At 60.0% G+C, this 20926-nt stretch carries 21 protein-coding genes, 1 tRNA gene and 1 riboswitch; of the genes, 8 read left to right on the top strand and 14 right to left on the bottom strand.

Features of this window, described 5'->3' with window-relative positions:
- Position 1 precedes the first annotated feature (1 nt).
- Both lon and P0X85_RS13995 read right to left on the bottom strand, forming a co-directional pair.
- On the bottom strand, positions 2 to 2416 hold the full coding sequence (gene lon, locus P0X85_RS13990; RefSeq protein WP_275814632.1) for an endopeptidase La: 2415 nt from the start codon (positions 2414 to 2416) through the stop codon (positions 2 to 4).
- 217 nt (positions 2417 to 2633) lie between these two features.
- Positions 2634 to 3980 (bottom strand): ATP-binding protein, encoded by a 1347-nt coding sequence (locus tag P0X85_RS13995; RefSeq protein ID WP_275814635.1) that lies wholly within the window; start codon positions 3978 to 3980, stop codon positions 2634 to 2636.
- A 42-nt stretch (positions 3981 to 4022) separates the two neighbouring features.
- On the opposite strand from P0X85_RS13995, the gene P0X85_RS14000 reads away from it, so the two are divergent.
- Together P0X85_RS14000 and P0X85_RS14005 are read left to right on the top strand one after the other, a co-directional pair.
- Entirely contained in the window at positions 4023 to 4907 is an 885-nt protein-coding gene (locus P0X85_RS14000) for an MBL fold metallo-hydrolase (RefSeq protein ID WP_275814638.1), read from the top strand.
- A 71-nt stretch (positions 4908 to 4978) separates the two neighbouring features.
- Positions 4979 to 5053 (top strand) — tRNA-Asn (locus tag P0X85_RS14005).
- A 92-nt stretch (positions 5054 to 5145) separates the two neighbouring features.
- Here P0X85_RS14005 and P0X85_RS14010 read toward each other — a convergent pair.
- The 6 genes from P0X85_RS14010 to P0X85_RS14035 form a co-directional block, all read right to left on the bottom strand.
- Positions 5146 to 5337, bottom strand: a complete 192-nt coding sequence (locus tag P0X85_RS14010; RefSeq protein WP_275814641.1) for a hypothetical protein — start codon at positions 5335 to 5337, stop codon at positions 5146 to 5148.
- A complete protein-coding gene (locus P0X85_RS14015; protein ID WP_275814645.1) occupies positions 5327 to 5797 on the bottom strand; it encodes a hypothetical protein in 471 nt (156 codons plus the stop codon). Before P0X85_RS14015 ends, P0X85_RS14010 begins: the two co-directional genes overlap by 11 nt.
- Positions 5798 to 5813: 16 nt before the next feature.
- Positions 5814 to 8054, bottom strand: coding sequence for a hypothetical protein (locus P0X85_RS14020; RefSeq protein WP_275814648.1), 2241 nt, complete (start codon positions 8052 to 8054; stop codon positions 5814 to 5816).
- Positions 8041 to 9189 carry a hypothetical protein gene (locus tag P0X85_RS14025; protein WP_275814651.1) on the bottom strand — a complete coding sequence of 383 codons (1149 nt, stop codon included), beginning with the start codon at positions 9187 to 9189 and terminating at the stop codon, positions 8041 to 8043. Before P0X85_RS14025 ends, P0X85_RS14020 begins: the two co-directional genes overlap by 14 nt.
- Positions 9190 to 9264: 75 nt before the next feature.
- A complete protein-coding gene (locus P0X85_RS14030) occupies positions 9265 to 9783 on the bottom strand; it encodes a hypothetical protein (protein WP_275814654.1) in 519 nt (172 codons plus the stop codon).
- Positions 9784 to 9900: 117 nt separating this feature from the next.
- A complete protein-coding gene (locus P0X85_RS14035) occupies positions 9901 to 10164 on the bottom strand; it encodes a helix-turn-helix domain-containing protein (protein ID WP_275814656.1) in 264 nt (87 codons plus the stop codon).
- A gap of 1262 nt (positions 10165 to 11426) precedes the next feature.
- Here P0X85_RS14035 and P0X85_RS14040 point away from each other — a divergent pair.
- The 5 genes from P0X85_RS14040 (at position 11427) to P0X85_RS14060 (ending at position 14394) form a co-directional block, all read left to right on the top strand.
- The gene (locus P0X85_RS14040; RefSeq protein ID WP_275814659.1) at positions 11427 to 11798 is read left to right on the top strand and encodes a hypothetical protein; all 372 of its coding nucleotides are present in this window, start codon (positions 11427 to 11429) and stop codon (positions 11796 to 11798) included.
- Complete coding sequence (locus P0X85_RS14045; protein WP_275814662.1) at positions 11795 to 13123, top strand: terminase large subunit domain-containing protein; 1329 nt, start codon at positions 11795 to 11797, stop codon at positions 13121 to 13123. Before P0X85_RS14040 ends, P0X85_RS14045 begins: the two co-directional genes overlap by 4 nt.
- A 187-nt stretch (positions 13124 to 13310) precedes the next feature.
- Entirely contained in the window at positions 13311 to 13721 is a 411-nt protein-coding gene (locus P0X85_RS14050) for a hypothetical protein (RefSeq protein WP_275814665.1), read from the top strand.
- Between the two features lie 11 nt (positions 13722 to 13732).
- Entirely contained in the window at positions 13733 to 14176 is a 444-nt protein-coding gene (locus tag P0X85_RS14055) for a hypothetical protein (protein WP_275814669.1), read from the top strand.
- A 23-nt stretch (positions 14177 to 14199) separates the two neighbouring features.
- On the top strand, positions 14200 to 14394 hold the full coding sequence (locus P0X85_RS14060; RefSeq protein WP_275814672.1) for a hypothetical protein: 195 nt from the start codon (positions 14200 to 14202) through the stop codon (positions 14392 to 14394).
- 24 nt (positions 14395 to 14418) lie between these two features.
- On the opposite strand, the gene P0X85_RS14065 is transcribed toward P0X85_RS14060, so the two are convergent.
- The 5 genes from P0X85_RS14065 to P0X85_RS14085 form a co-directional block, all read right to left on the bottom strand.
- A complete protein-coding gene (locus P0X85_RS14065) occupies positions 14419 to 15444 on the bottom strand; it encodes a hypothetical protein (protein WP_275814675.1) in 1026 nt (341 codons plus the stop codon).
- Between the two features lie 249 nt (positions 15445 to 15693).
- Positions 15694 to 16161, bottom strand: a complete 468-nt coding sequence (locus P0X85_RS14070; protein ID WP_275814678.1) for a hypothetical protein — start codon at positions 16159 to 16161, stop codon at positions 15694 to 15696.
- Between the two features lie 105 nt (positions 16162 to 16266).
- Positions 16267 to 16758: a hypothetical protein gene (locus tag P0X85_RS14075; protein ID WP_275814681.1), complete on the bottom strand. Its 492-nt coding sequence runs from the start codon at positions 16756 to 16758 to the stop codon at positions 16267 to 16269.
- A gap of 374 nt (positions 16759 to 17132) precedes the next feature.
- Positions 17133 to 17744 (bottom strand): hypothetical protein, encoded by a 612-nt coding sequence (locus P0X85_RS14080; protein WP_275814684.1) that lies wholly within the window; start codon positions 17742 to 17744, stop codon positions 17133 to 17135.
- A gap of 43 nt (positions 17745 to 17787) precedes the next feature.
- Positions 17788 to 17892, bottom strand: a riboswitch (SAM-I-IV-variant riboswitch).
- Between the two features lie 65 nt (positions 17893 to 17957).
- Positions 17958 to 19124 (bottom strand): tyrosine-type recombinase/integrase, encoded by a 1167-nt coding sequence (locus P0X85_RS14085; protein ID WP_275814686.1) that lies wholly within the window; start codon positions 19122 to 19124, stop codon positions 17958 to 17960.
- Between the two features lie 314 nt (positions 19125 to 19438).
- Between P0X85_RS14085 and P0X85_RS14090 the strand changes: the two genes are divergently transcribed.
- Positions 19439 to 20059 carry a hypothetical protein gene (locus tag P0X85_RS14090; RefSeq protein ID WP_173486398.1) on the top strand — a complete coding sequence of 207 codons (621 nt, stop codon included), beginning with the start codon at positions 19439 to 19441 and terminating at the stop codon, positions 20057 to 20059.
- A gap of 281 nt (positions 20060 to 20340) precedes the next feature.
- Here P0X85_RS14090 and P0X85_RS14095 read toward each other — a convergent pair whose 3' ends face one another.
- A complete protein-coding gene (locus P0X85_RS14095; protein ID WP_275814690.1) occupies positions 20341 to 20649 on the bottom strand; it encodes an SCP2 sterol-binding domain-containing protein in 309 nt (102 codons plus the stop codon).
- Between the last annotated feature and the right edge of the window lie 277 nt (positions 20650 to 20926).

Consider the following 20926-nt stretch of genomic DNA (forward strand, 5'->3'; position numbering starts at 1 on the left):
ATCAGTGCGCGGTCGCGCCCTGCCCTTCGGCCTTGGCGGCTGCGGCAGCTGCGGCGGCGGCCTCTTCGGCCTCTTCGTCCCAGTCGATCGCCTCGGGCATCCGCACGAGCGCCTTGGGCAGAACCTCGGTCACGTGGCTCACCGGGATGATCGTCAGACCTTCCTTCACGTTGTCGGGTATCTCGGTGAGGTCCTTCTCGTTATCGGCCGGGATCAGCACCGTCTTGATGCCGCCCCGAAGCGCCGCGAGGAGTTTCTCCTTGAGACCGCCGATGGCCAGCACGTTGCCACGCAGGGTCACCTCACCGGTCATCGCCACATCCTTGCGGACCGGAATGCCGGTCAGCACCGACACGATCGAGGTCACCATGGCGATCCCCGCCGACGGGCCGTCCTTGGGCGTCGCGCCTTCAGGAACGTGGACGTGGATATCGACCTTCTCGAACTTGGGCGGCTTCACCCCAAGCTGCGGCGAGACCGAGCGCACATAGCTCGATGCAGCGTCGATCGATTCCTTCATCACGTCGCCGAGCTTGCCGGTGGTCTTCATCCGCCCTTTACCCGGCAGCTTCAGCGCCTCGATCTGAAGCAGATCGCCGCCGACGCTGGTCCAGGCCAGCCCCGTCACCACGCCGACCTGATCCTCTTTCTCGGCCAGACCATAGCGATGCCGACGCACGCCGAGATAGTCGCCCACCTTGGCCTCGTCGATGGTTACGGTTTTCACCGCGCCCTTGCCCTTGATGATCTCGGTCACCGCTTTGCGCGCGAGCTTGGCGATCTCGCGTTCAAGATTCCGCACCCCGGCTTCACGGGTGTAGTGGCGGATCACGTCGGTCAGCGCCTCGTCCGAGAGGGAGAATTCCCCCTTGCGCAGCCCATGTGCCTTGATCTGTTTCGGGATCAAGTGCTGGCGGGCGATCTCGCGCTTCTCGTCCTCGGTGTAGCCCGCGAGCGAGATGATCTCCATCCGGTCCAGAAGCGGACCCGGCATGTTGTAGCTGTTGGCCGTAGTCAGGAACATCACGTTCGAGAGGTCGTATTCCACCTCAAGGTAGTGATCGACGAAGGTTGCGTTCTGTTCCGGATCAAGCACTTCCAGCATCGCGGAAGCGGGATCGCCACGGAAATCCTGCCCCATCTTGTCGATTTCATCGAGCAGGATGAGCGGGTTCGTCGTTTTCGCCTTTTTCAGCGCCTGAATGATCTTGCCGGGCATCGAGCCGATATAGGTGCGGCGGTGGCCGCGGATTTCGGACTCGTCACGCACGCCGCCGAGCGAAATGCGAATGAACTCGCGCCCCGTGGCCTTGGCGACCGAGCGGCCAAGCGAGGTCTTCCCCACGCCGGGCGGGCCGACGAGGCACAGGATCGGGCCCTTGAGCTTGGCCGAACGCGCCTGCACGGCGAGATATTCGACGATCCGCTCCTTGACCTTTTCCAGCCCGTAGTGATCCGCGTCGAGCACCTTTTCAGCGCCCAGAAGATCCTTTTTCACGCGGCTTTTCGTGCCCCAAGGCAGCGAGAGGAGCCAGTCGAGATAATTGCGCACGACGGTCGCCTCGGCGCTCATCGGGCTCATCGACTTGAGCTTTTTCAGCTCCGCCTCGGCCTTGTCGCGGGCCTCTTTCGAAAATTTGGTCGCGGCAATCTTTTCTTCGAGCTCCGCGATCTCGTTCTGGCCGTCCTCGCCGTCGCCGAGTTCCTTCTGAATGGCCTTCATTTGCTCATTCAGATAGTATTCGCGCTGCGTACGCTCCATCTGCGATTTCACGCGGCTCTTGATCTTCTTTTCGACCTGAAGAACCGAGACCTCGCCCTGCATCAGGCCATAGACCTTTTCAAGGCGTTGCGAGATTTCGAGCGTCTCCAGCAGGTCCTGCTTTTGACCGACCTCAAGGCCCAGATGGCCCGAGACCAGATCGGCCAGCTTGCCCGCCTCAGACGCATCCGCCACCGAGGCCAGCGCCTCTTCGGGGATGTTCTTCTTGATCTTGGCATAGCGCTCGAATTCCTGCGCGACAGAACGCAGAAGCGCGCGGATCGTCTCCGGGTCGCCCTCGGTTTCCTCAAGCGGCTCGGCATAGCCCTCGAAGAATTGCTCGTTTTCGACGAACTCGGTGATGCGCACACGCGCCTTGCCCTCGACCAGCACCTTCACGGTGCCATCGGGCAGTTTCAGCAGTTGCAGCACGTTGGCCAGCACGCCCACGCGGAAAATCCCGTCGGTTTCGGGGTCGTCGACGCCGGGGTCGATCTGGCTGGCCAGCAGAATTTGGCGGTCCTCGGTCATCACCTCTTCGAGGGCGCGCACCGATTTCTCGCGGCCCACGAAAAGCGGCACGATCATGTGCGGAAACACCACGATATCGCGCAGCGGCAGGACCGGGAACGTTTCGGAGAAGCTCTGGGTCATCATCTATCCTCTTTGGCGAAAGGGTTCCGGCCCCGCTTCTGCGGCAACGCGCGCCCCTTCCCGTTGGCCCTATATCTAGGGGGCGCAATCGGGGGGTTCAACCATCCTCATGTCACGCTGGGGTTACATTGCGCATTGGTCCCGGCGAGGGCAAGCGCTTCGGTCCGTGCCGCGCACCGATCGGCGAAGAATCCGGTGGATAACTGCCTGCGGGTGGTCAGCGCGGCAGCACCATCTCCGCGCGCAGACCGCCGAGGGCCTCGCTTTGACCGAGCCGCAGCCCGCCGCCATGCCCGCGCAGGATATCGGCCGCGATCGACAGGCCCAGCCCGACGCCCTGCCCCCGATCCTGATTGCGCGCGGGATCGAGCCGGGCAAAGGGTTTAAGCGCCTCGGCCCGCTGATCGGGCGGGATGCCCGGCCCGTCATCCTCGACACAGATATGAAGTTCGTTGGTGGTCAGGCGCACCGAGACCTCGGCCCGTTTGCCATAGCGCACCGCATTGCCGATCAGGTTTTCGAGCGCACGCCGCAGCGCATCGGGGCGGAAGGTCGTTTCGGCCACGCCCTGCCCCGGACATTCGGCAAGCGTCACGGCCTGGCCTGCGCGCTGCGCGTCGGCCACCACATCCGCCACGAAAGCGCAGGGATCAAGCGTCTCGGGATCGCCCGCGAGCGCCCCCTCGCGCGCAAAGTCGAGGAACGCGTCGACCAGCTTGTTCATCTCGTCGACATCACGCTCCATGGCCGCGATCTCGTCCTCGGTCTCCCTGTCACGCGGCAGCATCGACAGCCCGAGCCGTAACCGCGTCAGCGGCGTGCGCAGGTCGTGGCTGACCCCGGACAGCATCAGCGTGCGCTGCTCGATATGGCGCTCGATCCGCGCGCGCATGTGCAGGAAGGCGGAACCGGCCGAGCGCACCTCGGTTGCCCCCGAGACCCGATAAGGCACCACCCGGCCCTTGCCGAACTCCTCGGCGGCGCGTGCGAGCCGTTTGATCGGGCGGAGCTGATTGCGCAGAAAGAGAAAGGCGATCAAGGTCATGAAAAGCCCCACCGCCAGCATCAGCACCAGCAATTGATGCGGGTTGGAGGCCGAGACGCGCGCGCGGGCGAATTCGACCAGCATCGGCCCCTTGTCCGTCGCCAGCCGCAAGCTGACCCCCGGATCGGCTGTCAGGTCCACCGCCTCAACGCGTTCCAGATTTGCGCGCAGCGTCGAGATCACCACGATCCCGGTCAGGTCCAGCACCCCGCGACGGTCGGTCGGCGCGGCGGAAAGGTCAGGCGCAGGCAACACCACATTGAGCTGCAACGGCCCCGCGACAGCGGTCAGCGCCTCTTGCGCCGTAACCAGATCGGGCGCGCGCGCGACTTCCTCTTGCAAGAGCGCAAGCTCGTTCGACATGGACCCCGTCATCTGCCGGGTGACGCGCTCAAAATGGCGTTGGATGAAGACCACCGACACCACAAGTTGCAGTGTCACCACCGGCACAATGAGGATCAGCGCGGCCCGCCCATAAAGCCCGCGCGGCATCATATGTTTCAGCCAGCGAAAATTCATGCCAAAACCCTAGCGAGGGACGCGGCGGAGGAAAAGCGCAAGATGAGGGATCGGCTTGTCGAACTGGAAACGGGGCTGCGGCGCGTGTTGGCCCCCAACCCCTCGCCGATGACGCTGACGGGGACCAATAGCTACATCGTCGGCACGGGCGATGTGGCCCTGATCGACCCCGGCCCCGCCGATCCCGCCCATCTGCGCGCCCTGCTCGACGCGCTCGAGCCCGGCGAGCGGATCAGCCATATCTTCGTCACGCATGCCCATCTCGATCATTCGCCGGGCGCGCAACCGCTCTCCGAGGCGACCGGGGCACGCATTCACGCCTTCGGCCCGCCGGACGCAGGACGTTCGGCGATCATGCAAGAGCTTGCCGCACGCGGCGTCGCAGGCGGCGGCGAGGGCGTCGATCGCGCGTTTCGGCCCGACATCCGCCTGGAAGACGGAGAGACGATCTCGCATGGCGATTGGTCTCTGCGGGCGCTGCACACGCCCGGCCATTTCTGCAATCACCTGTGCTTTCTGTGGAACGAGGCCGCACTGACCGCCGATCATGTCATGGGCTGGGCTTCGACGCTGATTTCCCCACCCGATGGTGATTTGGGCGACTATTTCCGATCGCTCGACAAGCTTGCGCGTGAAGAGGCCCAGATCTTCTATCCCGGCCACGGCGATCCTGTTTTCGACACGGCCCGGCGCATCGCAGATCTGGCAGCGCATCGGCGCGACAGAAGCGTGCAAATCTTGCAAGAACTTGCCCGCCAGCCGGCCACACCGCACGATCTGGTGACGGCCATCTATACCGACACGCCACCCGCGCTCAGAGCCGCCGCAGCACGCAATGTCTTTGCTCATCTCGTTGAAATGACGCAGGAAATGCAGGTTCGCCCAAGCCCGGCCTTGCATCCCGAAGCCCTGTTCACCCGGCTCTGAAAAAAGGTCGAAAAATTCCACGAAAACCCTCTGGACAACCCCGCCGGAGATTCTTATACACCCCCTCGTGTTCCGGCGTAGCTCAGCGGTAGAGCAGTTGACTGTTAATCAATTGGTCGTAGGTTCGATCCCTACCGCCGGAGCCATAAAAAGCACTTAAGTCTCAAAGACTTAAGGGCTTTTTTGGTTCTTGGGAGCTAGCTCAACCTATAGCGCTAGGGACCGCTGAGGGACCAAATTATTTTTCAGGATCTTTACCAGCGATCTCCACGTCAAACCGCCGCACACTGACTTGAGGTGCTGGATCGTACAGCGGTTCTTCGGCGACCAACCGCGCTGGTGGTGCTGGCGGCTCTTTGAAGATCAGATCTTCCCCAGAATTGGGCATCAGCTTCTGAGCTGCCATCGCCAGCAGAAAATTATACGTCATCGGAGATCTCCTTTCTCTCGGTTTGCTCAGGCCGCGTCGCTCGGTGCGCCTTGGCTTTTGTGTCCTCCCCCGCGCGCGCGTCAGACCGCCCGCTCGCGTTCTGCCTGACGCCCAGCAGCTCGCACGCCGTCTCGCTCTTCGCGAAGGTCGACCCTTCAGGCAGCCCAGCGCGCAGCAGATCCTCTGCAGCTTCGCGTCCGCGCGCCAGAACCAACACATCGAGCATGCTGCCGTCTGGCAGCGTCACGAAATACCGGGGCATCTGCTCGGGGCCATGCCCGCGCTCCTTCAGCACCTCCCAAGGCATGCGGTTGATGTAGTTCGAGGTCTGGGCCGCGGTATCGTACGCTGGCCACTCATGACCCTGCCACCAGACGTAGGTGGTCAGCAGCCGCACCAGCTCCGCCCGCGCCGAGGGTTTACTGTCTGGGGCGGGGACGAAGCCGTACCGCTGCGCCATCCGCACGAACCAGTTTTTACGCGCCGCTGCCCGCACCGTGCAGCGGCTCGGGGGATTTTTTCGGGCTGGCCAGCGCGCGTGGTCCGGCAGCAAGCTCGTAGATAATGATGTCATCGTCGGTCTCCTTTTCCTTAGGCTCCGCCAGCCGCATGGTGTGGCGCGCCTTGCGGCTGATCTTGGTCCCGCGCGGCAGATACTGCCTGATCAGGTCGGCAGCTTCCGGCGCGTGGTTCGCATTTACGATCACAGGCACCCCGTACCGAGCGCCGGGGAGCTTGATGTCGACCACGGCGCCCCCTTTGAAAGGGCAGTCTTCGACCAGCGTCTCAAGCGTTATGCCGCGCATCCGCTTTGCGTAGGTACGGTGGTTCTCGGCGGCCTTCGCGTCGGGGAAAATCTCAGGCAGCAGTGTAGCCAGCAGTTCATTCAGCCCGTGCGCAGCATCTGGGTGCGGGACGAAACCCATCGCCTCCATCGCGCCGAACCAGCCGCAGAGCGAACGCCAATGCTCGACCTCGTCGATCTGCCAGACGTTGTCGAGGCCGGTCGCGTCATAGATTACAACAGGGTTGTCGGATGTCCTGTGCTGCCCTCGCGAGCGGTCTGCCTGCGCCACCGCAGCAAATGTCGATGCTTGGCGCATAGCGTCGAGGTACGCGTTTTCGTTCCGGTAGGCGCAGGCGGTATAATTTGATCCGTCACTCGCGCTGTGCTCTAAAGTGACGCGCTTGCCGAAGGTGGGCTGTGGCTTGCCCTCCTTGTCGGTCCAAACCAGTTCCGCGTCAATGAAACCGCCTGCGGCAACCTCTGCCTGCAGGATCAGCTCCGCTACCGGCGGGAGGGGGCGGCCAAGGATGAGGATGGCGTCGACCCGCGAGTGGTCGTTCAGGCCTTCGACCGCGCCGAAGTGCATGGCTGTTACGTTGTTGGGTAGACCGGCCTCGAGTAGTGCCGTCTCAACTTTCTGCTGGCAGACCAGTAGGACGCGCGCGTGCCGACGCGCCAGCGTGTTGATGACCTCGACGGCCTCCAACCCACCCGATGCGAGATTGCCTCTGGCCAGAAGCTGGTACCGCGACTTCTGTGCCCCAGCCACATACACGAACTTGCCGTGCTCGTACGGCTGCCAAGGCATGTCGTGCAGCTTGAGGCTGGGTATCGACCGCTGGAGCAGTCGTCGCTGGGCGGTAGCCGACAGAACCTGAACGGCATAAGCATCCGCAAATTGGGGGTGGATGTCTCTAGAGACCGAGATCTCGAAGGCAGGCGTGCCGTCCCTCTGCTGCAGCACCATGCAGCCAGCAACCTCCCCACGCGGTCCCGGCGTCATCGCCATCGCGTCGATCATGTCGTCGAGCAGCGCCACAACCCGCAGGCGCGTCTCTGCACTGACGATAGCCTCCGCGTTCGGCAGCGTGTCCCTGCTGATCTTGATGCTGGGCTTCTTGCGCAGGCGGTCCGCCGCAGAGCGCAGCGCCTGCGCGTGTGGCAGATCTTGGATCAGGATACGCCCCTCGGCGTAGAAGGCTGCAGTGGCCACCTTTAGGAGCTGATTGAGGGTTGCGCGGGTTTTGTCCCCGCACTTGACGTTGATCAGCAGCGAGAGCGCGTAGGTCTCGTCGGCCAGTAGGGTCGAGATGGGATCTTCGTCGATCACCACCAGATCGAACGCCGCGCGTGTGTCGTAGGGCTTCAGGCCGTGCCGAAGCATAGCGTGGGTCGTGACGATGCATGGGTTGGGGTCGTTGAACTGCGCCCACAATGGGCAGGCGCTCTGGTTCGGGCAGCCGGGGCAAAGCACCTCATAAGGGTCGAGGCCGACGCGCCGCGTCGCCTGCGCCTGCTCGACGAACAGGCAGAGGGGCTTGCCGTCGATGTCACCCTCGAAGCCTCGATAAACCATCCAAGGCAGGCCGGTGACTTCTTCAAGCCCCGCTCGCGACTGTTCGGCTAGAAGGATGGTGGATGTGAGGAAGGCAATGCGTGCGGTGGGGTGGGCGCATAGAAGCTCGTCGATCTCCTGCCGCGCCCTGTGCGACTTGCCGCTGCCGACCTGCTCCTTGACGAGGACAGCGGCTTCGGTGCCGAAGGCGCGGGTGCGGCGGCGGGGCTGGCCGTCGTGGTCGAACTTGAACGCGGCGCAGTCGACGGCCTCTTGGTGCGCCAACTGCGCCAGCAGGTCAACGTCTGGCTTGGGGGCGTTGGGGCCGCCGAGTGCGCGGGAGAGGGCAGCGACCTTGGCTTCATCGAGCGGCATCGCTGGCGGCCTTCCCGCGGACGAGCATTTCAAGCAGGGTCATCCTCGGTCCGCTCGGCATTTGGAAGGCTGCAACGCGAATGTTGGCCTCCCTGATCTCCACCTCCACCTTCGGCACCGCCCCCCAGAAGTTCGTCTTCATGTTGCGCAGGCGGTCATCAAGGTCTGCTTGCCGCTTCGGCGTCAGGCTGAAGCCAGCTACATGATCAAGCACAGCACGCTCAAACGCTGCGTAATCAAGGTCAGCCACAGGGTCGGCTGCCTGCGGATTATAGTTCCGCCGTATGTAGTTAATAGCTGCGTGGCGGATGGCGATGTGGAAGCCGTCGCCGCCTTCGTGATCGCCGATCTTGGAGATCCAACGCCGCCAACCGTTGTCGCCGTAGTCGAGGTTGATGAAGTGCGACATGTCGACGGACACGTCGATCACGCCCTCATCCGGCGCTGAGGTGTCGATGCCTTTTGGGACCTCGACGACAGGACCGGGCATGAACACCAGCCGCTGCTCGCCCAGAGGGTCGACGCCGACCTCGAAGATGGGCGCGGCTGTAAAGTGCGGCTGCCCCCTGCTGTAGACTGCACGGTCGATGGGGCAGCCGTTGAGCCAGTGCTTGGCCTCGGAGCTAATCAAGGGGCGGTGGAGCCAGAACCAGAGGTGCACGCGCGGTGTGCCGCCGTCGGCGAGCATCTGTGAGCTGAACTGGGCGATTACGCCAGCACCGTGGAAGGCGGGCGGCAGGGCAGCCTTGATCAGGGCATGAATGTGCTGCTCTGGGTTACGCCTCCAGCTGCGGGGGAACGTCAGCACGTCTTTGTCAATGTCGACCATCAACCAACTGCGTGGCATATCGATAAGGACCTGTTCGGGGCCGCTGCTTTTCCGCCGGACCTCGGCGGGCGCGCCTTCGATCACGGCGGGCCTGACGATGCAGGTGTCGGTCTGCGTGCTGGACCAGCGCAGCAAGCCGCTCAGATCCTCAAGATCGTGGACCGGCTCCGCGGCGTGGGTGAAGAGCAAGGGTGTCTCGGCAGGCTTAACGCCTGCCGAGGTGATTTTTTTCGTCAGGCGCTTGCCCTTGGCAGTCAGCAGCGTGACGACGTTTGGCGGGGCGTACGCGGGATCAGCGCTGGTCACGATGGCCTCCGACGGCGCGGGGTGATGGCATCGGCAGTTCGGGCTGGGGCTAGGTGATCGTCCCCGCTCGCGGCGTCATGAATAGTCAAAACGTGGTCGAGATATTTTTGCGAGATGTCCGTCAGCGCTGTAGGGTATCGTGCCACCCGCGCGGGGAGACCAGATCTCCCACAACCATCCACCTCCGTTATGGTCGGGCGAAAGAAGATCTTGCGCGGCGTCAAAGGCGGCACCGTTGGTATTTTCAGACGGGGCGCCCCAGTAGAACACGCCTCCCTGCTCACCGTCGTCGGTGTGATCCCAAGCGAGCGCAAGATCGGACAGCGACCAGCAGATCGACCGCTCGACGCCGACGAATAACACCAGCTCGAGCTTGCATGCGTCGGGTACCGACCCTTTGCGCAAAAAGGCGTTAGCGTCGCCACCAGCGATTGTAAGTGTCGCTGTCCGACGTTCTGCCAGAAGCGCGGTACCGAGAGCCTTGAGCAACGTACGCGCCTGTAGACGCAGCGCGGTGAGGGTGTCGATGGCGTCGTGTAGCTCCTCTTCGGCGAGCGAAAACGACAGCAATACTTGGGTGAACGGACTGATCATTGTGACCTCCATGTGTTGAGGTCGCGCGCGCGGTATGCTATATATTGTGGTTTAGCGCGAGGCGAAGCGCGACATCTGGTGAAGACTTGGCGCATCCTTCGGGGCGCGCCTTTTTCGTCAGGCAGCTGAAACGATCTTCACGCGCTTGCTGCGCATATAGTCGATCAAATCGCGGCGCTGGTACCGAACGCTCGCCCCATCTTTGTAGTAGTCCGGGCCCGTACCATTGTTACGATGCTGCGCGAGCGAGCCCGGGGTCGAGCCGAGGATCTGCGCTGCCTCGTTGGCATCGACGAAACAATCGAAAAAGCCGGGGTATTGATCTAGCAGCTCGTCATAAGACGGCAGCGGCAAAAGCAGGATGTTTACGGGAGATGACATGGGCGTGACCTCTGAATGCAGTTGCGATTGATCTCCGGGCGCGTTCAAATTCAGAGTTCAGATCTAGGTCATTACAGCGCCTGCCCGGCGGCGCGAGGTGTGCCTTGCAGACGGAGTGGGTACCGACGCCACGCCAATCCAGCACACACAAGATATAGTATAAAATAGAGCGCAGCGCAACCAAATTCATTATGTTAAATGACAATAAAGTACGCTTTAACAGTGACTTATCAGCTTCTGATCGCAAAGTTCGAATGGATACAACATGTTGTGGACCCTTAATGGCAGCGCTTGGGGAATGCACGAGCAGCTGGCAGTAAGGCTTGCGTAGGAGAGCCGGCCGGGCGACGCGCCAACGGGCCTATACATGCGCGGTGGGCATGCGGGCTCAGGACGACCGACAAATGACGAACAACAGATGGCGCGGGGATGGACCAGCGCGGGCGTCCAAAAAGCGCCGCAGGGGCGGTTTTCGGCTGGCGCGGTGTGCTCTCACTCCCTTAAACCTTAATGTAGAAATACGTTAGCGCTTCAGGGAGTGAAGCTGGTTTAGCATTTTGGGTCAATAATGCTAACCTATTTGTGTGAGCAACCGGCGCAGACCTTGCGCCCGTCCAGCCACCAGCCCCCCGCGCCACTGCACCGCTGGTGTCTCCGACATCGAAGAACGCTGGCCCGCTACGCCTGCCGCGCGTCATGGCACCCGCCGCACCGGTCGCGCGCAGGCTCCCTGCCAGAACCCAGCGTCGTCGGCCTCTCCCTACGTCGGTCAGAGCAGGTCGCCGAACCAGACTTCGAGGTCGGGCAGCGGCAGCCCCCGCAACGCCGACCTGCGCTCGTCAGAGCACCCACTTCGCTACTCGGGCGCACAATTAGCCGCCCTACGGACACAGCGCCGCCTCAGCGGCCCGCACAACCGCTCTCAGGGCTATCTGCTACGCGCGCTAGCCACCCCGCGCACGCGTGCAAGCACCCGCGCCGCCAGCCCAACCCTGCTCATAATCGCGCCGACACATCGAAATCTGCTGTCGATGGTGCCGTATTGGTCCCTAAATTATAACTGTTACTCTTTAATAGACTGTATTCATTTGACTTTTAAGAAATAAACGACTGATTAATGTTCAATTGATCGGCCAATTTCTGTAATCTGAAGCCGTCGATGACGCGTTGGAAGAGCGCAGTTTTTTCGATGTCGCGAGCGGGCTCAGGGCCCTCTCTCCGGCTCGCTCGCGACCTACCAACACAGCAATAGGATTGAGGCCATGTACCGCCTGCCGAAAACCGAAAAAGAGTTCAAGCAGTGGACCCGGGAGGAGATTGCCCGGCGCTTCAATCCCATCGAATTTCTGGGCGCGATCATGAACGGCGAGCCGGTCGCTGAGTTGGACTGGGAAGGTCACGTTATCAAATATGCACGACCGACTATGGATCACCGCGTGACGGCAGCCAAAGAGCTGCTGGCGCGCGTTGCACCCACACTGAAGGCCGTCGACGTAAATGCGACGGGCGACGGCCCGGTCAGCTTCACCTTCGTCAGTCAGGTAGAGCTGCCCAACAGCGAGGTGCGCGAGAATGTTATTCAGCTCAACCTGCCGCCCGCGCCGACGGCATCACTTGAGCAGATCGACGAATGAACCAGCCGCGCATCACATCAAAGTACCAACCCCGCGATTGGCAGCGACGCGCGCACGCACAAATCGCCGGTCACAGGTTCAATGTACTGGTCGTCCACCGGCGGGCTGGCAAAACTGTCATGGCCATCAACCTGCTGATCGCCGCCAGCCTCGCCCGCTCCAGCGGGCGCTTCGCCTACTTCGCGCCAACGCTGAAGCAAGCGAAACAGATCAGTTGGGGCCTGCTGAAGGAGTACACCGCCAATATCCCCGGCGTGGACTTTAAGGAGGCCGAGCTGCGCGTCATCTTCCCGACCGGCTCCGAGATCCAGCTCTTCAGCGGCGACAATCACGACGCCGCGCGAGGCATGGGCTTCGATGGCGTCGTCCTCGACGAAATAGCGAACTTCCCGCCTGAGGCTTGGGCAAGCTCGATCCGACCGACGCTGTCGGACAGAGGCGGCTGGGCAACCTTCATCGGCACACCCAACGGCCTCGACCTATTCCACGAGTTCTATCAGCGGGGGCAGGACGCTACGCAGATTGAGTGGTGGAGCGCGCTCTATCCTGTCACAGCGACCGGCGTTCTGCCGCAGTCGGAGATCGAGAGCGCGCGGAACTCGGCGGTCAGCACAGCCGCCTTCCGCCGCGAGTACATGTGCGACTTCACCGCCAGCGCCGACGATGTCCTGATCCCTCTTGAGCTTATCCAACGCGCGCAGGGCCGTTCGATCAGCTTCGACGGCGCGCTGGCTGGCGCTGAGAAGGTGATTGGCGTCGACGTTGCGCGCTTCGGCACCGATCGCACCGTGTTCTTTTCGCGCTGGGGCAAGCAGGCGCTGCCGCCTATCGTGATTGAGCAGGCTGACCTTATGCACACCGTCGGCTTGCTGACGCAGCTCATCGACCGCTGGCAGCCTGACGCTACATTTATTGATGAGGGCGGCGTCGGTGGCGGGGTAATCGACCGCAGCAGGCAGTTGGGCTTCGACGTGGTCGGCGTGAACTTCGGCGCTCGTGCTATCGACGCACGCTACTACAACCGGCGGTCCGAAATGTGGTTCTGCCTGCGCGATTGGTTGAACGAGGGTGGCATCCTGCCGGACGACACCGATCTGTTAGCAGACCTCAGCGCGCCGCAGTTCTCGTTCGACGCAGGCAACCGCCTGAAGCTCGAGCCAAAAGATCAGATCAAGAAGCGCCTCGGCAGCAGCCCGGACTTAGGGGATGCGCTGGCGCTAACCTTTGCATTCCCCGTCGCCCCTGCTGGCCGCTCTGCATACAAGCACACACACACGCAGTCCATCCATTCATATGATCCCTTCGAGGAGAGCCGCTATGCCTGACCCGTCTCGCATGTTTCCCAGCATGACCCCGCCCGCTGCCGAGGATACCGGCGTCTATAGCCCCAAACGAGCCCAAGAGCGCCGCCCTGAGCCACAGGACCGCGCCGCGGCGAGGATGTACCCATCAGTCGCCGAGGCTGCCTCAGACACCGCCCCACAGCGGCGCTCCTCAACCCCTGAGGGTCGGATGTATCCCAGCATGCAGGACAGCACATCCGACCAGCGCCATAGCTACCACGGCGAGCAGAAGCAGCCCCGCACCCAGAGCGATCACGTCGACCCCAGCCAGTTTGATGGCCTTGATCTGTCTGAAGACGCCGTCGACGCCTTTGTTGATCTGCGCATTGATCGTAAAGGGGCCGAGCGCCTGCATGATCTGCAGCAGCAGCACTCTACCCAGTATTGGGAGCGCCAGCTGGAGACGTGGCAAGAGGAGATCCTGCGCGAGCCCGATGCCGACCGGATGGTGCAGGACGCACTCGTTATGGTGCAAGCCTACGGGGACGAGGACCTGCCAAGCCAACTGGGCGCCTACGGCAATCACCCCGGGCTAATCAAAATGCTGTCGCGCATCCGTCGTCAGCTGCAACAGCAATAAGGATCAATCAAATGGACGAAATCAGCATCCTGAAGGCCCGCATCGCCACACTTGAGGCCCAGATAGCGCCCAAGCCAGAGCCAAAGCCCAAGCGCGAGAAGCTGCCCGAACCCGGCACCAAAGACCCGTTTGGTATGCGCCGTGATGGCAGAGGAAAGCCGATCCCGCGAGACGTCGACCTTACGCCACCCACCAATGCGCGCGAACTTGAGCTGAAAGCTAAGTTCGACAAGCTGACCCGAGGCTGTTTTGAGCCCGGTTCGTGGCAATACGAAACCGAACTGGACCATTACATTGACGCGGACGGCAAGTATCGGCCAAGCCTCTTCCGTGATCCCATGGGTGTCATCCGCAATCGAAATGGGGAGCGCGCCTGTGTTGCTGCAGCAGAGCAACAGGAAGCGCGTGAGATCATGGCCGAGATGGCAAAGGAAGCGCGCAGGCTGAAGGGCTGAACCAAATGTACGAAAATCGTCGCATGCTGGCCGAGCGTATGGTCAACAACGCGCTCGACATCGCGGCTTACATCCTTGAGCAGCGGCATAAGGGTAAACCCGTCTACGTCGACTGGATCGACCACCCTGAGTTGAAGGAGCTGGTCACCAGATTGGTCATCTTACCTGATGATCTGGCGACCAAGGAGCTTGATGAAGTGCTCGGCAAACCAGCTTAGGACACCAGCGAACGTTGTAGGTGGTCAGAAGGTGCGTATGCCGCGCTCTTCCATATCCTCGATCAGAACGAACAACCCACTTGGCCAGACCACACCCGTGTCGGCCAACTCGTTAACCCTCTTCTTGAAACGGGAAAGGGAGAACGGCCCAGCGCCCCTAAATTCCATGTAGAAACCGTTCATCTGGGCGATCATGTCGAGGATTGACTGGTAAATCTTCCTCCTGCGTGGCCTCTCTTGGATCACGGATTTGACCCCGAACACGCCTAAGATTAGAAGAGCGACAGTTCCAAGCCCGCCGAGACCAAGACCGACAAGCACCATGATGTCTTCGGGTAGCGCGGTGATCAGGAAGGGCGATGCGGCGACCCCAATAGAAAGCATCCATACAAGGAAGATCAACTTACAGACGTTCCAGACCGCCCTGAGAACGCTGGGGGGGGCCGCATCCTCGAGCTTGCTTATACCCGTCAGTACGTTCTTCCAGATCATCTCATCAATGTAGGCCACGATCTCGGCTTGGGTCAGCGCCTGAAGGAGCAACTTGTCAATGTCCGGGGATTTGAAACGGCCTTTCACATAGTCTCCGACCCCGGCGGACAGGTCCTCTTGCAGCGCTCCGAGCTTCCCGTGTTCCCGAACATGGGAAATAAGATTAGGAACGTACGATGGGACGACCAACGTCAGCTTTGTCTTGACCTGCTCCGGAGTGAGGGCCAGCTTTTCTTCTGTTCGAAATGGGAGACCAGCGTACGCGTAGGTGATGTTATCGGCCCGGTCATTAGCCTCCTCGAAAATGTCGAGGGCCTCCTCTGATCCCGGTGGCAGCCCGTTCTGTTTGCAGTGCTCGCGCGCGAGGATGAGGAAAGCCCTGCGCAGCCTAAATTGATCCGAGTTCAACTCAGCTTTCTGCGCTTCCGGAGAAGCCTCTCGGGGCATATGAACGGAGTTTTCGAGGATGATGTCGATCGTATCTTGGTAAGTCTTGTGTGCCGGAGGTCTGCTTGCCTCAAGCTCATCAATCCGCTCTTCCTGATCACCCCACTCCACGCGGCAGCCTCCCATTTTGCACCAAAACTGACCCGTTCACCCTAGCACGGATACCGTGAAAAGCGGTCCAAACCGACCCTGTCTATTCGCCATCGAAGCTCACAATCTGGCCAGCCATCCACGCGAGCATCTTCCCGCCATCAACGCAATACTTCACACTTGCAATATCACGAGCGGGACAGAAAGTCAGCGGGTTACTTTGGAGACGCCTGATCTGGGAAGTGTTCAGGCAAGCAACGGCGCTAATACCTAAAAAATAAAATATTTCATCGCCAGAACCAAGAACACCGCCGCAAAAAGCCAAAGATGAATAATTAGTTTCCCATAACGCCCCCGGCTCTTCGAAAGCTCGCGCTCTAGCCTACGAGAAGCCTCTCTTTCTATTTCCCACCTTGTTTGCATATTGAGCTCGATTACTTCGGAGAGCTCAAAATTGCCGTCAACAGACCGAAAACACTCAAATCTTAAATGTTTCGCGCCGCGTGCATGGCTTAACAGACGTGCGAAATCCTCTTCGGGCAGTCGCTTCCAGCTGTCCAAGCTAATATGCGTGTCCCTTCCCCATTCAAAACGCTCCTTTCCAATTAAGAACCTCTCGACCTCAAGATCCCTGTCCCAATATTCGGAAACGACAAGCTCACACTTGCTCTCCTTCCAGCCGGGCAATCCATTGGGCCAAATTTTATTTACTTCATTTGAACCGTTCGCATCACTCATCTCGTTCTACACTCCTATCTTCAAAACTGGCTCTATTCGCAAAATCCGGTCGTTTTAAATGCTGGCCTCAGCATTCGCTTCGCACCGAGCGACACCCCGGGCTGCTTATTCTGCGTCATGACAACCCCAAACCGCCCTAGAAATGGCGCGCCAGTCGGGAACAGTGAGGAAACCATCGTGGATAAGCCAATGAAACTCATCCAGTCCATTGTCAGCTTCGAAGCGCCAGCGTGCTATCATAAGATGAACTGCGGCCTGCCGCGCGTTGACGCCTCGCTTTTCAACGTAAGCGCCGATTGACCATTCAAATTCTCGATCTTCCGCTTCAAGGTCTCGATGATAGGTGATCCAGTAATTTCGGCCCCTATGCAGATAGTAGGCTTCGATGCGATTGTGCATCGGTGACCAAGCCCATTCTGCCCCACCGAGGAATAGCATTTCTCTAGGGCGTCGCTTCGGGCCCACCCCTTCGTCGGTTAAACAGTAGTCCACGACCGGCGTGAAACCTTCCGGTCGCGGAGGCAAATCTATCACCTCAACAAGCCGCTGGCGCGGCAGTTCGCTAGGGGACATCGGGATCTTTGGCTTGTCTATCATCTTCTCTCTCCGAAATTTATTGTGTTAGCGGCTTCAAAACGGCCCTGCTGGCCGTCCGTTTCCTGCTAAACGGTGAGGCTCAGGCATTGGCCCCTCTCCCTCTCCCGCCTGCGCAGGACGCGCCCAAAGCACCTCGTAGCGAAAGAGCGGGGCTCCAGTCGCCCTGAGCGCCAACTGGGCTTCCTTGGGGTACATCAGGGTCTCCACCTCAAACCCCCAGCTATCTGGCGGCCTGTGAGACGGCTTCGGCTTTTGCCGAAAAACCCAACTCGCCCGGTAGGCCGATGTCATTCCAATTGTTCCGCTGATCTGACCGGGTAAATAAAAGCGGATGCGCCGCAGTATCGGAGGCCGCTTTATGATTTCGTCGATTGTCACGTGATATCCTCCCACGACTGCCGCATAAGCAGATCCCCGTATTCGAGTGACAAATGGGGCGTCCGCTCATTGATCGCGGCGGCGAGGGCCGGTAGACCCAACAAATTTCGGATTTTTGCCGTAGCGTAACGCGGCGTGTTTGGGTGCTCCACGAGGCTCAGGCCATATTCTTGAAGGCACGCCCCCCACCAAGGTGCGCTCCCGTCAAAGAAGATGTCTTCCAACAGGTCGTGCGCTTCGACTTCAGGTCGATAGTACGCCTGCCAGATGTCATATTCTGGATCGCGCACGGGCTGAGGCAGGAACTGATCGTCGGCACCGAACCAGCCTGCCTCGATCATTGCCCAGTGATCACGCTGCCTGAGCGTGTCGTAGACATCATCGCCAAACGTCCGCTTGATCACGCTGCGCTTGATCAAGGGTTGCGGTCGGTTTGGCCCGTTCGAGTAAAGGATGAACTCCCAGTCGGGAGTGCGGCGCACGAAAAGCTTTCGGCACCGCACCTCGGCTCGCAATGGTACCAACTTTGGTACGGCTGCATCTAAGCATGCAGGTAAAGCCGTGAGGGCGACGGCGCTTGAAAAGAGGAACTGTCGGCGCGTCGTCATGATCTCTCCAGTCAGAGAGGCAAGATGATCACAACGAAGATGAGGCCTACCCTTTAGTTGCCGGTCTGGCCGCATCCCCTTTCGGGCGACCACCTTGCCGGGTGTTGGCAGGTTGGCGGAGGCAGAAGCCTCCTTCTTGATGCACGGTGTTTATAGCAATTTAGACAAAGCCCCGCAAGTCATCAACGAGAAGGCATATTGTCGGCCCGCTAGTTATGGCGTCCCTGACAGCATGCGCCCCGCGCGGCTCGTAGCCTCCCGCAGAGGGTCGTCGTACAGATGTGCGTACCGCATGGTCGTCTGCGCCTGCGTGTGCCCCAACAGGGCGCCGATCATTTCACGAGACACGCCAGACGACACTAGCACGGACGCGTAGGTGTGTCTCAAGTCGTGAACGCGCACATCATCAATGCCGCCAGTCAGCGCCTGAATGCGTGCCCATGCGCTTCTGATACTATCCCTGTGGCCGCTCTTGCCGGGACCGGGAAATACAAACCGACTGCGCCGTTCACGGAGCTCCAAAATCTCGACGACCTCTGGCGAGAGGGGAACACGGTGCGTCCTCTTCTGCTTGGTATGGGACGAGGGCTTAATCCATAATCCAGCCTCGAGATCAAATTGATCCCATTCCGCCGCGAGGACCTCACCACTGCGCGCACCAGTCATCATCGCAATGCGCACAATCGCGACGGCGTCTTCACGGTCTGCAGATGGCTTCTCTGCAACGTACGCAGACAGAGCAGCGGAAAGCCGCGCTATTTCTTCCGGCGTTAGGAAGCGCTCGCGAGGTTCCTCTGGATAGCGCTCGACCCCTCTCGCGGGGTTGCCTTCGCGCCAGCCCCAACGCTCAGCAAGCGAAAACATCTTGGAAAGCAGAGCCAGCACGCGGTTGCCCTCGTAAGGCCGGTCGGCGTACTTCCGGTGGAGATCGTCAACATCGAACTGGCTGACGTCCTTCACGCGCAAAGCACCCATCCTAGGCTTAATGACAACGTCGATTTTACGCTGATCCTCGAAACCGGAGCGCTTTCTCGAGCCATGACGCCGAACATATTCGTCACACAGGTCATCCATTGTCGGTGCCGTGCGCTCCTGCTGACGGGCGCGGGTTGGATCGATCCCATGCTGCGCGGACGTCTTCCAGGCAACAGCTAGAGCTCGCGCTTCGGCAACCGAAAGCCCGCCGGGACCACATGCGCCCAGCGTCGGCTTCTTGCCTTTCCCACTTACACGGAACTTTAGGATGAACGATTTCTTGCCAGCTGCGGTCACGCGCACACCCAGACCAGAGACCTGCTGGTCCCAAATGATCTGCTCCGCCTCGGCGGGCTTCAGTTTGCGCACCTTCTCGTCTGTCAGATTGGTCTTGTTCATCGTCATGTGCCTCCGGTACGCTTGAGGGACCACTTAGGGACCAAATTCCCTGATCCTCACTAAACACAAGTGCTCAGGAAAGCTAGAATAAGTCAATAAAATAAGGCGATAATGATGCGCTCTGATCAGCAGAAATCACAAACCTATAGACTGTTAATCAATTGGTCGTAGGTTCGATCCCTACCGCCGGAGCCAAAATCATCCAAGTAGATCAAAGATTTACGAGACGCCTCAGCGAGGTGACTCAGCGGGTGTTTGGCGTTGGCAAGCGCATAGTGAGCAGTTAGCCTGCGCCATGAACTTAGGCTAGAACCATTATCATGAGCATTTCAGAAATGTTCTCGGCTGTTTGGGCCTTCTTTAGCGGCATCCCGAACCTGTTGCCCGTCACAGTGTTCAGTGCCGTGGCACTATTCGTGTTCAAGGAAACCCTTGAGGGGCTTCGCAGGCGCAAGGCGAACAAGCGCAAGCGGCGGGCCATGCGCAGAATGCTCAAGGATGAGTTGGAACGCAACAAGTGGACACTGAGATCATTGCATGATTGCGTGAACACATTGGAAAGCATTCAACATCGACCTACCGCAACTCTTGTGGTTCGGGAGAGTCCAATGGGCGGGCGTTTCATGCGCATAGAAGGCCCCAACGACTATGCACAACATCCGATCCCCAAAATCCACTCCGATTTCCTCAAATCGAATATCCTTGAAGTTGCCCTTAACGATGAGGAAGTCTTCGAGGAAGCCCTAGGAGCAATCGACGCCATTGCCGAGATGGAACACGTCCTTAAGTCCATCCTTGAGTATGCCGAGGATCAGGAAGCAACCGGGCTCGAGGGCTTCCCTGACTATGCACACAAAGAGCTGGACGACTGCGAGGCCACCCTTGCCGCAGTTTACACCAAGTTGACGGGCAAGCCTTATGAAGAGTTTCGGCTGCGATAACTATGCCAAGACCGCGTGCACCCGGTCCAGCTTGGCCGCAAGATCGTGGATCGCGGCCAGAGTTCCAGGGCCAAATTCTCCCTTGCGGTAATCATCGACCACCCGCACAAGCTTGAACACATGGGCATAGGACGCATCATGTGGAACGACAGGACGTAAGTTGTGCGGACAAGGCACCACTGATATTCGAGGATTGAAGCGCCGCTCAGCGCTCTGCCCGCCAACACCTCGCCTAGCTTCCGGAATTCATCACACCCACTGTGAAGCCGGGTCGCGTTGGGTCAAGAAGCTTCGCCCGTCGTGCTCAGGATTTCCCCAATTTTGAGCGCCTTCATCGGATTCCCGTCGACTTTTAACTGCCGCAACATAAACGCCTTTGCGGGGTTCTTAACTCCCATTGCTATGTCGTAGAACACGCTAGCGTCCGCAGTGAGAGTTATGTCAGCCGCCCGATCGCTCTCAATTGCCCCGGTTTCGTCCACATAGAGTGTCGCTGTGCCCGGCATCTCTAGCCGCACACTGCCCTTTATCCGGTTTTTTGAAAGTTTGCTTACGAGGTCTATGATTTCAGCTTTGCTTGGTTTGGTCACGTTGATCTCCTTCACCAAGCATGGACGCTCTTTTCGGTTGCTCTGTCCAGTTTGACGCTGTGTCGTGACCGGAGAATTCCACTTCTGGCCCGAACCGGACATTCATCAAATTCATCCTTGCAGCAGGTCACTTACCGGAAGCGGCCCAAGCAACCGATTTCAATGAGCAGCATCGTATCTATAGCGGATGCGCCACGTCACGGTAGCGTCCACGGACGTGGTGTAAATTCAGCGCCGTCTTCGGTGTAATCTCAGGTGGCCATCGAGGTGTATGGTC

The sequence above is a fragment of the Pseudothioclava nitratireducens genome (genome assembly GCF_029210495.1).
Taxonomy (GTDB): Bacteria; Pseudomonadota; Alphaproteobacteria; order Rhodobacterales; family Rhodobacteraceae; genus Pseudothioclava; species Pseudothioclava nitratireducens.